General features: G+C 47.1%; 12 protein-coding genes. All 12 read left to right on the top strand.

Annotated elements, in window-relative coordinates:
* Positions 1-15: 15 nt before the first annotated feature.
* The 12 genes from BLT15_RS00150 (at position 16) to BLT15_RS00095 (ending at position 13,771) form a co-directional block, all read left to right on the top strand.
* The gene (locus BLT15_RS00150) at positions 16-705 is read left to right on the top strand and encodes a GntR family transcriptional regulator (protein ID WP_089757477.1); all 690 of its coding nucleotides are present in this window, start codon (positions 16-18) and stop codon (positions 703-705) included.
* A gap of 288 nt (positions 706-993) precedes the next feature.
* Positions 994-2,277 carry an NfeD family protein gene (locus BLT15_RS00145; RefSeq protein WP_159429734.1) on the top strand — a complete coding sequence of 428 codons (1,284 nt, stop codon included), beginning with the start codon at positions 994-996 and terminating at the stop codon, positions 2,275-2,277.
* 5 nt (positions 2,278-2,282) lie between these two features.
* Positions 2,283-3,287 carry a flotillin-like protein FloA gene (floA, locus tag BLT15_RS00140; protein WP_089757474.1) on the top strand — a complete coding sequence of 335 codons (1,005 nt, stop codon included), beginning with the start codon at positions 2,283-2,285 and terminating at the stop codon, positions 3,285-3,287.
* Between the two features lie 46 nt (positions 3,288-3,333).
* Positions 3,334-3,765, top strand: coding sequence for a hypothetical protein (locus BLT15_RS00135; RefSeq protein WP_089757472.1), 432 nt, complete (start codon positions 3,334-3,336; stop codon positions 3,763-3,765).
* A 235-nt stretch (positions 3,766-4,000) separates the two neighbouring features.
* The gene (locus BLT15_RS00130) at positions 4,001-4,387 is read left to right on the top strand and encodes a helix-turn-helix domain-containing protein (protein WP_089757471.1); all 387 of its coding nucleotides are present in this window, start codon (positions 4,001-4,003) and stop codon (positions 4,385-4,387) included.
* The gene (locus tag BLT15_RS00125) at positions 4,388-5,212 is read left to right on the top strand and encodes an ImmA/IrrE family metallo-endopeptidase (protein WP_089757469.1); all 825 of its coding nucleotides are present in this window, start codon (positions 4,388-4,390) and stop codon (positions 5,210-5,212) included. It begins immediately after the preceding gene.
* The gene (locus BLT15_RS00120) at positions 5,205-5,678 is read left to right on the top strand and encodes a hypothetical protein (protein ID WP_089757467.1); all 474 of its coding nucleotides are present in this window, start codon (positions 5,205-5,207) and stop codon (positions 5,676-5,678) included. Before BLT15_RS00125 ends, BLT15_RS00120 begins: the two co-directional genes overlap by 8 nt.
* 133 nt (positions 5,679-5,811) lie before the next feature.
* On the top strand, positions 5,812-7,689 hold the full coding sequence (locus tag BLT15_RS00115) for a polysaccharide biosynthesis protein (protein WP_089757464.1): 1,878 nt from the start codon (positions 5,812-5,814) through the stop codon (positions 7,687-7,689).
* 328 nt (positions 7,690-8,017) lie between these two features.
* Positions 8,018-9,844, top strand: a complete 1,827-nt coding sequence (glmS, locus tag BLT15_RS00110; RefSeq protein ID WP_089757462.1) for a glutamine--fructose-6-phosphate transaminase (isomerizing) — start codon at positions 8,018-8,020, stop codon at positions 9,842-9,844.
* Positions 9,845-10,653: 809 nt separating this feature from the next.
* Complete coding sequence (locus tag BLT15_RS00105) at positions 10,654-12,096, top strand: trimethylamine methyltransferase family protein (RefSeq protein ID WP_089757460.1); 1,443 nt, start codon at positions 10,654-10,656, stop codon at positions 12,094-12,096.
* A 14-nt stretch (positions 12,097-12,110) separates the two neighbouring features.
* Entirely contained in the window at positions 12,111-12,368 is a 258-nt protein-coding gene (locus BLT15_RS00100) for a hypothetical protein (RefSeq protein ID WP_089757458.1), read from the top strand.
* Between the two features lie 2 nt (positions 12,369-12,370).
* Complete coding sequence (locus tag BLT15_RS00095; protein ID WP_089757455.1) at positions 12,371-13,771, top strand: trimethylamine methyltransferase family protein; 1,401 nt, start codon at positions 12,371-12,373, stop codon at positions 13,769-13,771.
* Positions 13,772-13,810 lie beyond the last annotated feature (39 nt).

Genomic DNA, 13,810 nt, shown 5'->3' with positions numbered 1-13,810 from the left:
TGGAGGTTATTTATAATGTCCAGTCAAAAATTTCAACATCGAAAATTGAGCACCAGGGTCGCAGAATACCTAAAAGAGCAGATTTTTAAAAAGAATTACAAAAGAGGAGAACATATACCTGAAACCGAGATCGCCGATGAACTGGGAGTGAGCCGGGCCCCGGTGCGCGAGGCCATCAAGGAGCTGGAAAATCAGGGTTTGATCGAGACGATTCCCCGCCGGGGCAGTTATGTGGTCGATTTCGGCGAGGAGAATTTGAAGGAAATTTATGAGATAAGAATTCTTTTGGAGACCAGAGTTCTGGAGATTTTGATAGAAGGAGATCTTCTGGACGAGGAAGATTTCAGCCATCTGGAGGGCCTGGTCGAAAAGATGCTGGCCATAGTCGATAAGAACAAATCGCAGCGGGAGAAGGTGGTCGAGCTCAACCGGGTCGATATCTCCTTTCATAAATATCTCTGGAAGAAATCCGAGCGCGAGATGACCCGGGAGCTGCTGGGCAGAATTTACAACCAGCTCAAACTGGCCATGATAGTCGATACCCATCTGGAGGAGGATCTCAAGGAATCATCGCGCACTCATTATCGCATAATTGAGGCGCTGAAAGAAGACGATATTGAAAAAGCTCACCAGGCGCTGATCGATCATATAGTTTCCTTTAACCGGGAATTGATGGAGCGGCCGCAGTATGAATTGAATCTTTAACCGGATATTATATTATTTACAGCAAAATATTGCTGCCAAAAGCTGAATATCGATACAGGCCGGATATGTCATCTTTCCAACAGGCAGGCTGGCATAGTCCGGCCTTTTTTGATTTTCTCATAATTTCGGATATGATTGAGGTTGAACTCAAGATATGTTAATATTAATATACAATAGTTTAAAATGCGATCAAAAATTTACATGAAAATAAAGAGGGAAAAATAAATGACATTTATTTACAGGGGTAAGCCCGGAATAAAATTTCATAAAATTATCTTAATTTTTTGTATGCTGCTGTTTCTGTTTCTGATCCTGCCGAATAATGCCGAAGCGGAGGCAGCCGGGGCAGCTCATATTCGACTCGAAGGTCAGGTCGATCCGGGTCAGGCCAGTTTTCTCTCCCGGGCTCTTTCCGAGGCGCGGGCGGAGGGAGTTGAGGTCGTTATAATCGAGATCGACAGCCTGGGCGGATTTGTCGACTCCGCTCTGGAGATGAGAGATCTGCTGCTCAGAGAGGAAATGAGAACTATCACCTTCGTCGATCAGCGGGCCTGGTCGGCGGGAGCACTTCTGGCCATCGCCGGCGATGAATTTTATATGGCTTCCGGCAGCAGCATCGGGGCGGCCGAGACCAGACCGCAGGAGGAAAAATATATCGCAGCCTTCAGCCGGGAATTTGCCGCCACGGCCGAGCGGCAGGGCAGAGATCCTGATCTGGCCGCAGCCATGGTCGATATCGATATGGCCGTGGAAGGGGCAGTGGATGAGGGGCGGCTGCTCTCGCTTACCGCCGGAGAGGCCGAAGCTTTGAACTTCAGCGACGGGAGTTTTGCCGATCTGGACGATCTTCTGGCCGAAAGAGGCTGGAGCCGGACCGACCTGATCCTGCTGGAAAAGACTTTTCTGGAGACCGCCGCCGGTTTTGTGACCAATCCGGTGGTGACGGTGCTGCTTTTGAGTGTGGGGCTGGTGGCTCTGGTCGGGGAGGTGCTGGTGCCCGGTTTCGGTCTGAGCGGTACCGTGGGCGTTTTGAGCCTGGGGATTTTCTTTTCGGCCTATTTATCCCAGGGTTATGCCGGTCTGGGACTTATGGCCCTATTTTTGGCCGGCATTCTGCTGATAGTCATAGAAGTGTTCATAATTCCCGGCTTCGGTATTACCGGAATAGGAGGCCTTACAGCCGTGCTGACTTCATTATTTTTTATTTTTCCCGATCGAGCTCTGGCTTTGAGAATAATTGTGGCCGTGATGGTGCTTTCGGTGCTGGGGGTCTTTTTGCTGATCAAAATTTTTGGTGCTGCCGGCCTCTGGAAGAAAATCTCGCTTGAGAGCTCGGAAACGGTGGAGGAGGGATATATTTCCCGGGCGGCAAGAAAGGAACTGGAAGGTAAAAAGGGCAGAGCTATCACTCCCCTGCGGCCCAGCGGCACCGCTGAAATAGAAGGGAGAAGAGTGGATGTAGTGACGGAGGGAGATTATATCGAGAAGGAGACTGAAATCGAGATTTTGAGCAGCAAGGGCAGCCGCGTGGTGGTAAAAAAGCTCGACGATAATAAAAATAAGGAGGAGTAAATTTTATGGATATCATGACGATTATCATAGGTGTTGCGATAATAATCTTTCTGGCGGTATTTTTTACTCTGATTCCCGTGGGACTCTGGATATCGGCCACAGCCGCCGGGGTGAAGGTGAAACTTTTCAATCTCATCGGTATGAGGCTTCGGCGGGTGGTGCCAAAATCGATCGTTTCTCCGATGATCAAATCGCACAAAGCCGGCCTCAAGCTGAGCAGCGACAAGCTGGAAGCTCACTATCTGGCCGGGGGCAATGTCAACAATGTGGTTGATGCTCTGATAGCCGCCCAGCGGGCTGAGATTGACCTCACCTTTGAGCGGGCTGCTGCTATCGATCTGGCCGGAAGGGATGTGCTGGAAGCTGTCAAGATGAGTGTTAATCCCAAGGTGATTCAGACTCCTGTGGTCACAGCGGTGGCCATGGATGGCATTCAGGTGATGGCCACGGCCAGAGTCACCGTGAGAGCCAACATCGAACGGCTGGTCGGCGGTGCCGGCGAGGAAACCGTGCTGGCCCGGGTGGGAGAAGGAATTGTAACTACGGTAGGATCAGCGGAAACTCACAAAAAAGTGTTGGAAAATCCTGATACCATCTCCAAAACGGTGCTGGAAAAGGGGCTTGATTCCGGTACCGCTTACGAAATTCTTTCTATCGATATAGCCGACGTCGATATCGGCGACAATATCGGAGCCGAGCTGCAGAAAGATCAGGCCGAAGCCGATAAAGATATCGCCCAGGCCAAGGCCGAGGAGAGAAGAGCGATGGCTGTTGCGGAAGAACAGGAGATGCAGGCCAGAGTTCAGGAGATGCAGGCCAAAGTTGTCGAGGCCGAAGCGGAAGTTCCGCTGGCCATGGCAGAAGCCCTGCGCAGCGGCAATCTGGGAGTTATGGATTATCTCAATTTCCAGAACGTCGAGGCTGATACCGATATGAGGGAGAGGATCTCTGAAATGCAGGATGAAGATTCCGAGGATCACAGATCAGAAAGAGATAAACAGAACGATTAGGACGATAAATAAAGAATCTGTTTTAGTTTGAATGGAGGTGGCAGGTATGAAAGACTGGCAGAAGGAAGATTACAGCGGTGATTTTGAATTTGATGTGGGTGAACTCGATAAGAAGCTGGGTGAAGAGAAGTCAGAGAAGCCGGCTGAGAAGAGAAAAAAAGAGCAGGCTGAAGAGAAAATAGTCGACGCAGCCGAAGAGATCGGGGAAAAACCTGCCGGTGCGAAAAAGCGAAGGACGGGCGGCTGGAAGGACAAGAAGGCAAAATCGGATGAAGAAAAAAAGCAGCAAAAACTGCGGCGAGCAAAGGAGCGGAAAATCGGGGGAAAAATAGATCGGCAGAAAATGAGAGAAAAAAAGGCCGATCTTAAATTCGATCCGGCTTCGGTCAGGCAGGGTATTATCATGAAGGAGATACTTTCGCCGCCGCGGGCGAAATCTCCCCATCCTGTTTTTAAGAGAAAGGGGGGATTATCCTGACGGCACTCGAAGGCTTAGGTTTAGTATAAAGGATCTTCCTGTCTTCAGCTGGCAAACAGGTGTGTCAAAAAAATTATATAGTTATAATGGAAGATATAAATTATTAACTTAACAGGCGATTATTTTGATAAAATTATTATATTGTTAATAATATATTGCTTTACTTGTTCATAAGTGTTATCATGATACCAGAAGAGGTTCTATTTAATGCTTTTGAAGTGGGAGGTGGAGTTTCATGGAAGATTTAAATGAGGTTGTGGGTCGTAAAATCCAAAGTAGACTGGAAGAATTGAATATGACGCAGGCTGACTTGGCCAGAGAGCTGAATATTTCGCGTCAGGTTGTAAATAAAATTGTTAATGGCAGGAAAAATATAACCTTTAATGAAGCCAGGAAGATTGCGAAAAAACTGGGGATGGATGTCAATAAATTGGCTGATAGTAAAACTGATGAGATTGAGGAACAAAAAAATGAACCTATTCTTGCTTTCATGGGAGAGGTGGATTCTAAAGAAGCCAAATTGGGTCTGGAAAAAGCCAGAGATGTTATGGAGCTTATTATATTTCATAAAGATGTTAATGAAAATAAAGCTGATATATTTAAAGATATGGAGGAAATTTAAGTGGCATTAATTGATAATGTAATAAAATCTGCCAGACCTAAATTGTATGATAAAGTTAAAAAAAATGTCTTATTATTTAAAGATAAATATATCGGTGATCGCGATAAAATTGTTCAGGATGATATTTTTAGAATTATTGAAGAAATTCCGGAGCTGGAATTAATTTTATTTCCCATTAAAGATGATGAGTTAAGTGGTTTTATATGTGTGTATAAGGGGGAGTTTTTCACCTATATAAACACCTATCAACCAAGGGAAAAACAGATTTTTGCTGCCGCACATGAACTTTACCATTTTGCCAGAGCTAAATTTTCTGATGAAGAAGCTTTTAAGACTAATTTCAGGGAATTATTAAAGAGTGAGGCTTTAGAAGAAAAACAGCTGACAAATGATATAGATATAGAAGATGCTAAAGCTAATTTATTTGCCGCTTTATTTTTAGTTCCCAAAAAATTATTAAAAGAAGAACTGGATTATTATGGGATAAAAACGGAAGAAGAGGTAGATAAACTAGAATTAATTAAATTGATGGATACTTTTGCTGTACCTTATAAAACAATTGTATTAAGATTATATGAGATTGAATTTATAAACAGGGAAAAAGCAGAGAAATTATTGGAAATACCTGATAGAGATCCCGAAAAAGGAATACTTAAACTCATTAACTTGCATCAAATTGCTGATAGATGGCAGCAGAGGACCAGGGAAGTTAAACTGGGTTGTCTCAGACCATTGATACATGAAAATGAAAACCTGGAACTTTTACCATTAAGGCGAATAAATAAAGATAAGGAATTTATAGAAAAGTTTGAGGAAAATGACTGAGCTTAAGAATACTGCAGCCTGTTTGGATGCTGATATAATAATAAAGACAATTAAAATAGAAAAAAGTTTATTCCGTGATATATTAGATTTATTTGATATCATATATTTACATGAGTCAGTTTATGAGGAAATAAATTGGCCACCTAAAGCAATAACTTTTTTAGATTCATTGATTGAGGAAAACAAAATTGAAGTTTGGTCTGATGAAAAGTTATTAGAGAGTTTTGAAGAAAAATGCCCGGGGAGGAAATTACTTTTTTCAGCTTTTAATAATAGCCTGAAGTATTTTGGCTATGAAAAGAATTTTGAAATAAATCTGGAAAATGCGAGTCATGAAGATTTGATTTATAAACTAGAAAAGATTGAAAAAGGTATAGGTAATAATCTGGGAGAAATTAAAACCATCTGTTTTTCAAAAGGGTATTTCTCCTCAAAAGCGGTACAATCGTCTCCGTTGAAGGTATAAACGCTGTTTAAGAAGGAGTTTTCCGGCGAGGACAGAATATATGATACAGAATATGTAAACGTAAATATTGTCATTTTTTGAGTCCGGGTGATGTCAGCAAAAGCGACGCCGATAAAAAGCGGGTGTAATTATTATGCTGGAGATAATCAAAAAAATATATCGCCGGCCCTTTATGGCGGCGGCAGATCTGCTGCTGCTCAATATCTGTCTGGCTCTGAGTTATTATCTGCGTTTTGAGGGCGGCTGGCTGAATTATTTTGAACTTTCGTATATACCGGTGATTACAGTCATCGGTGTGATCATATTCAACCTCTCCCGTCTTTACAATCGTCTGTGGGAGTATGCCAGCATCGGCGAGCTTATTTCCGTCATCAAAACCGGCGTTATTATCAACCTTCTTTTTACCGCCTACAACTTTTTCTGGCAGCAGCCGCTGCCGCGCAGCATTCCCCTGCTCAATACTGTATTATTGATTTTTGGACTGGGAGGGCTGCGCCTCAGCCTGAGACTTTTAAGCGATTATCTGGAGCAAAAATCTACCCGCAGTGCCGCAGAAAAGGATCGGACTTCGGTGCTGATAGTGGGAGCCGGCGATGCCGGAGAGATGATCATCCGCGAGATGAAAAAACATCCTGAATTCGCCAGAGATGTGGTGGCTTTGGTCGATGATGACCCGGCCAAACAGGGCCGCAAACTGCATGGAATTGAGGTAAAAGGCGGCCGGGAGGATCTGCCCCGGCTCATTGAGGAGCATGAGGTCGAAGAAGTTATCATCGCCATCCCCTCCGCTCCGGGCAGCGAGGTTAAAGAGATTTTCAACCTGGCCAGCCGGCATGAGGGGGTCAAGGTCAAAACCGTGCCGGGAGTCTATGAGCTCATAAACGGCGATGTCAGCATAGATGAGCTGCGCGAGGTGCGGGTAGAGGACCTTCTGCGCCGGGATCCGGTGCAGCTGCATACAGAAAATATCTCTTCCTATCTGGAAGGCCATAAGGTTATGGTTACCGGCGGCGGGGGTTCTATCGGTTCTGAGCTCTGCCGGCAGGTGGCCGAGTTCAACCCCTCAGAGCTTTTGGTGCTGGATATCTATGAAAATTCCACCTACCTGCTGCTGCGGGAGCTCAGGAATAAATTTCCCGGGCTTAAGGTCAGGCCGGTGGTGGCCAATGTGCAGGACGAAAAGCGTCTGGAGAATGTGTTTCGCCGGCACCGTCCCCGGGTGGTATTTCACGCTGCCGCCCACAAGCATGTTCCCCTGATGGAGATAAATCCCGGGGAAGCGGTGAAGAATAATGTGCTGGGCACCTACAACACCGCCCGGCTGGCCGATAAATACGGGGTCGATAGATTCGTCCAGATCTCCACCGATAAAGCTGTGAACCCCACCAATATCATGGGGGCCAGCAAGCGGGCGGCCGAGATGGTGATCCAGGATATGGACTGCCGGTCCGACACCCGGTTTATGGCGGTGCGTTTTGGCAATGTGCTGGGCAGCTGCGGCAGTGTGGTGCCCATTTTTAAAGAACAGATAGCCAGTGGCGGCCCGGTTACGGTCACCCACCGGGAAGTTAAGCGCTATTTCATGACCATTCCCGAAGCGGCCCAGCTGGTAATTCAGGCCGGTTCTCAGGGTGAAGGCGGAGAGGTCTTCATTCTGGATATGGGCGAGCCGGTGAAGATCATCGATCTGGCCCGTGATCTCATCAGCCTCTCCGGGTATAAGCCGGGGGAGGATATTGAGATAGAGATTACCGGTTTAAGGCCGGGAGAAAAGCTTTTCGAGGAATTGATGAGTGATATCGAGAGCAGCCAGGTCACCGAGCATGAGCGCATATACATCAGCGACCTGGAGGATGAATGCGGGCTGGAGCTTAATGAGATGATAAACCGGCTGGAGATCGGACTGGAAAAACAGGATGCTGCCGGGCTGGTGCAGGAACTGGCGAATATAGTGGAAAGTTATCAGCCCGACGATCTGCAGCAAAAACGAATGCGGAAAAGAATCCAGTAACTGGAGGTGATAAAAAGTCGGTCGATTTTCAATTACAGCGCCCGCTCCTGGTTTTTACGGCCAGGAGGACGAGGAGGGAGTTCATCGAAATTGTCGGCGGATGCTCCCGGGCCGACCCGGTCCTCAGCTTTTATCCTAAAAACCTGCAGGTAACTGCGGGCACAGAGGAGAGGGCAGGGTTATGTATGTTATGCATAATGTAAATGCACAGGTTTGTCAAAACTGATCTATTATCAAGATCGATCCGGGATAAATAATTGAGCGCAGATGAGATTGATTCAATTAAAAAATAACTGAATTCATATATAAACTGGAGGTAAAATCTAATATGTGTGGAATTGTAGGCTATGCCGGGAAGGAGCAGGCAGATGAGTTTCTGCTGGCTGGACTCAAGCGGCTGGAATACCGCGGCTATGATTCAGCCGGGATAGCGACTTTAGGGGATGAATGTGTCAATGTCATCAAATGCAAGGGCAGTCTGGATGAGCTGGAGGACTGCATGGAGACTGACAATACCGCCGGGGAAATAGGTATCGGCCATACCCGCTGGGCAACCCACGGGGTGCCGGCTGATTGCAATGCTCATCCCCATCAGGGCTGTGAGGACCGTTTTGCTCTGGTGCATAACGGCATTATCGAAAATTATCAAAAGCTCAAGCAGGATCTGCTCGAGAGAGGACATAAATTCGACTCGGAGACGGATACGGAAGTTTTAGCTCATCTGCTGGAAGAGGAGCATGAAAGCGATGTGCTGCAGGCTATGCGTTCTATGCGGGAAAAGATAGAAGGCTCCTATGCCCTGGCTGTGGTGGATCGCGAGGATTCCGGCGGTATTTATGTTCTGCGCCAGGCCAGCCCCCTGGTCATTGGGGAAGGAGAAGATGCCAATTTTTTAGCCTCCGATATACCGGCTTTGCTGGAGTATACCAAAGATTTTTATGTGCTGGAAGATGGCGATATGGCCGTGATAGATGAGGATGAGATAGATATCTATCCCGGTAACGGTCAGGCAGTGGAGGAAAGATATTTCCATGCGGACTGGGATGCCGAGATGGTGGAAAAACAGGGTTATGAGCATTTTATGCTCAAGGAGATTCACGAGCAGCCCACGGTGGCCCGCCGCTTTTTGAGTGACCGTCTAAAACAGGAAGAGGTGAAAATGCCGGAGCTGGAGGAGATCTGGCAGGAAGATTTTGAAAAAGTCATGATAACTGCCTGCGGTACCGCCTATTATTCCGGGCAGGTGGGCAGGCATATCATAGAGGAGCTGGCCCGGCTGCCGGTCGATGTGGAGATAGCTTCAGAACTCAGATACAAGCAGAATTTCATAGATGAAGATACGCTGGTGATTGTGGTAAGCCAATCCGGTGAGACCGCTGATACGCTGGCGGCTCTGGAGGTAGCTCAAAAAAAGGGAGCCAAAATTTTGGCCCTGACCAACACCGCCAGCAGCAGTATAGCCCGCCAGTCCGATGCTGTGGTCGATATCATGGCCGGGCCGGAGATTGCGGTGGCCTCCACCAAGGCCTATCTGGCCATGCTGCTGGGATTTTATCTGCTGGGATTGAAGCTGGCAGAGCTGCGGGGGACGCTTTCTCAATCCGAGCTTTCCGATTACCGCCGGGAAATCCTGAAGCTGCCCGATAGGATAGAATCGACCCTGCACCGCACCGAACCGCAGTGTCAAAAGCTGGCTGAGACGATAGTAGATTATGACAGCATCTTTTTCATCGGGCGCAATCTGGATTACAGCCTGGCTTTAGAGGGAGCGCTCAAGCTCAAGGAGATATCCTACATTCACGCTGAATCCTATCCGGCCGGTGAGTTAAAACATGGCACTCTTGCCCTGGTGGAGGAAGGAGTGCCCGTTTTTGCCCTCATGACCCGCGGGAAGCTGGCCCGCAAGACTTTGAGCAATGTAGAAGAGGTTAAAGCCCGCGGGGGCAGAGTTATTGCCGTGGCTTCAAGCCAGCTTATGGAGGAAAGAGCGGAAGATGAATTTTATGAGCTGATAAAGCTTCCGGTGAGCAACGAGCTCTGGGCCGGGGTTATAGCGGTTATTCCTCTGCAGCTTACCGCCTATTATGCCGCTAAAGAGCTGGATTGCTCTATCGATAAACCGCGCAATCTGGCTAAAAGTGTGACGGTTGAATGAGTTGAGTCAGCTGGTTTGATGATTCAATTGTTTTCCTGCTGAATACAAAAAATATATTACCTGTCGTAATCGTTTTATAAGCCTCTGGTGGAAAGCCTCTGCTGGATTTTTTCACCGGGGGCTTTTATATTTTCCGGAATAATTTATCCCATCAGGTACAGTTATGTCAATTTTAACTGACAATTTTGATTATTCCTGTCTTAAGCTGGTAAATAGTTGTGTCAAAAAGACTTATTTAGTTGCACTGGAAGATATAAAGCTCTGTTCACGATGAAATTTTTCCCCGGCTTCAGTTTAGTTTTCGGCCAAAAAATTGTGCTTCCTTCGCGAGAGCTCGTCCCTGAGCTCGCGCTCAGCCCGGCCCATCCTGAGCCGGGACACTATTTTTTGGCCAGGGAACTGACCCGAACTTTGAAAAATTTCCAGTATCACTTCGCTTTATAGCTTCCAGCCATTATTATCATGATCGTGATCTTATACGATATCTATCAACTGATAACAGGAAGAACCTGAATTGTTTGGCTAAAAGGGTAAAGCATAATCGGAACCTTATTATAAGCCTCTGGTGGATTTTTCACCGGGGGTTTTTAATTTTTTTGGAATAATAAAGGGGGCGGAGGGATATTATAATTAAAAATTAAAAATTTTTAACTGTTTTCTATATTAAGTATCTGCAAAAACTGTGATAAAGTTGTATATAGGTTCGAGATCGGGAACCCGGCTGACGGATGATGGGCTGTTTTTGCTGCAAAAAATAAAATTTTGCCGAGGGGGATGAGAATATTACTCATGAAAAAGTTCTGGATGGCATGGAGATAAATGAATTAAGGGGAAAGGATTATAAGCCTCTGGGGGAAAAGGATCTGGATCAGATCGTGGATGCTGTCTACAGACTTTTAACAGAGATCGGTATGGAGATTAACAGCAAAAAAGCGCGTCAAATTTTTGCCGACAGCGGTGCTGAAGTGGACGATGAAACCAAAAGGGTGCGGCTTCCTGCCGGTATGATAGATGAAGCGCTGGAATCCACTCCCAGCAATGTCACTCTCTGGGGGAGAGAGGAAAGACATCATCTTCAGGTCGGTGAAAACAGGGTGTATTTTGGCACGGGAGGAACGGTGCTCAATGTGCTGGATCTGGAAAGTGGAGAGAAGCGCAAGATCAACATAGATGATGTGGCGAATATATCACTGCTTGTCGATTATCTGGATAATATAGATTTTCTGGTAATTCCCGTCTATCCCGATGAATGCGAGGATAAAAATGTCGATATAAACAGGTTTTATCACTCGCTTAAGAACACGAAAAAACATATTATGGGGGGGATCTATTCCACCGAGGGTATAGATGAAGTAATAGAGCTGGCGAGCGAGATGGCCGGCGGCCGCGATAAACTGCAAAAAAAGCCTTTTATCTCTTTTATTACCTGTGTGATGTCCCCTCTGGTCATGGATGAAACCTATACCGATTTTCTCATCAAGATAGCCGGAGAAGGACTGCCTCTGGCCATTCCGGCCGAGCCTCTCTCGGGTGCTACAGGGCCGATGACTATAGCCGGAAATATTGCCCTGATGGCAGCTGAATCATTGGCCGGTGTAGTCCTGGCCCAGCAGATTAATCCCGGCACACCGGTGCTTTTTGCCTCAACGGCCTCGGCTCTGGATATGAAGCAGGCTCTTTATATTACAGGCGAGATAGAGATGGGACTCATGCACGCCGGGCTGGCCCAGCTGGCCCAGAGGCTAAAGCTGCCTCTTTATTCCACCGCCGGCATGAGCGATGCCAAGGTGCCGGATATACAGGCGGGTTACGAATCGGCTATGACCAATCTGATAACCGGTATGGCCGGAGCCAATTTCATTCACGACGCTGCCGGGCTTTTGGAGATGTGCCAGACTGTTTCCTACGAGAAATATGTCGTCGACAATGAGATCATAGGTATGGCCAAAAGAGCTATCAGGGGTATTGAGGTTAACGAAGATACTCTGGCTTTTGATACCATAGAGAGGATAGGTCCGGGCGGAGAATTTCTCACCGATGAGCATACCTACCGTTATATGAAGACCGAGTTCTTTCAGCCGGAGGTGAGTGACCGCAGTCCGCGGGAAAAATGGGAAGAAGCCGGCAGTAAAAAGACCTGTGAGCGGGCCAATGAGATGGCCAGAGATGTACTTTCATCGCATAAGCCGGCCATGAGCGATAAGGAGATGAAAGAACTGGCAGCTCTTAACGATAAGATTATCAGGCAATAATTGGAGGTGGTGGTATGGAGTGGGCCGGCGCTTTAGTCCTGATTATTGCAGGATTTATTCTGTATGTAAAGCTGCGTCGTAGAGCTGATGGCCAGGTCCTTGTGAATAGAGCTCACACCAGACTTGATCGAGAAGATCTTAAAAAGGCCAAAAAGCTCATCAAGAAGGCGGAGAGATATGGTGCTGAAAGAGGAAAGCTGGAAGAACTGACTCTCAGATTTAACCGCGTTCGGGATGAAATTCGGACCAAAAGAAAAGATAGAGGAGGGTAATTATGGCTCACAAAGGCGGACAGCTCAGTTTTCTTTCGGACGAGCAGATAGAGAAGGTACATGAAAAATCACTGAGAGTACTGGCAGAGGTCGGAGTCAAAGTTGAGAACGAAAAGGCTTTAGGTTTATTTGAAAAGGAAGGAGCCGATGTGGATTATGAAGAAAAATTGGTCAGACTGCCGGCGGAGATGGTGGAAAATTCCATCGAGACTGCCCCTTCTCAGGTTACGCTCTATGGACGCCGGGAAGAGCACAATATTGAACTAGGCGGGACCAAAGTCCATATTGGAACGGGCGGCACAGCGGTCAATGTCATAGATATCGATACTGGCGAAAAACGGGAAGCGGTAACTGGAGATGTGGCCAATACCGCCTGGCTGGTGCAGAATCTTGACAACATCGATTTCTTTATCGTTCCGGTATTCCCCAATGATGCGGGAAAAGAGGGAGCCGATGAGGCCCGATTTTTCAATGCTCTTAAAAACACCACCAAACATGTGATGGGGGGAGTTTATACCCGGGAGGGAATCGAGAAGGTAATCGATGCCGCAATTAAGATCGCCGGTTCAGAAGAGGAACTGAGAGAGAAACCAATTATCTCTTTTATAGCCAATATAATGAGTCCGCTCTCGATGGAGAAGGACTATACTGAATATTTCCGCTATGCGGTAGAGAAGGGAGTGCCTGTTCTGGGGCCGCCGGCACCGATAGCCGGAGCGACCAGTCCCATAACCCTGCCGGGCACGATAGTGCAGACCAATGCTGAAGCGCTTTTTACAGTTGCATTCAGTCAGGTCATCAGAAAAGGCGCCAAAACGCTTTATTCGGTGGTGCCGACGACTATGGATATGAAGACCTCGGATTTCAGATTCGGCTCGATAGAGATGGGGATGATGAACGCAGCCTGTGCTGATCTGGCCCAGTATTATGATCTGCCCATATACAATACCGCTGGAGTGTCGGATGCCAAAATCCCTGATATCCAGGCCGGATATGAAAAAATGTCCACTGTGATGCTTTCAGCTCTGGCCGGTGCCAATTATATCCACGATGCAGCCGGTCTTCTGGATTCGGGTATGTGTGTTGCCTATGAACAGTATGTAATCGATGATCAAATTTTGGGCATCGCCGACAGGGTGCTGAGAGGTCTGGAGTTCAGCGAAGAAAGAATGGCCTTTGATGAGATAAAAGAGGTTGGCCCGGGAGGGAATTTCCTGACCTGTGATAGCACTCTTGAGTTTATGCGTACGGAATTCTTCGACGATGCCCTCCACGAAAATAGCGACTGGGAAGACTGGGGGGAGAGGGGCTCGCCGGATGCCAGAGAAAGAGCTAAAAACATCGCCCGCGAAATACTGGACCAGGAGCAGGAATCATTTGTAGATGAGGAGGTTTTCAAATAAAATTGCTGTCGGGAATTTTCGAAAAAAGGGGGGACTATA

The sequence above is a fragment of the Halarsenatibacter silvermanii genome (assembly GCF_900103135.1).
GTDB lineage: Bacteria > Bacillota > Halanaerobiia > Halanaerobiales > Halarsenatibacteraceae > Halarsenatibacter > Halarsenatibacter silvermanii.
This window is presented reverse-complemented; position numbering and strand designations above follow the sequence as displayed.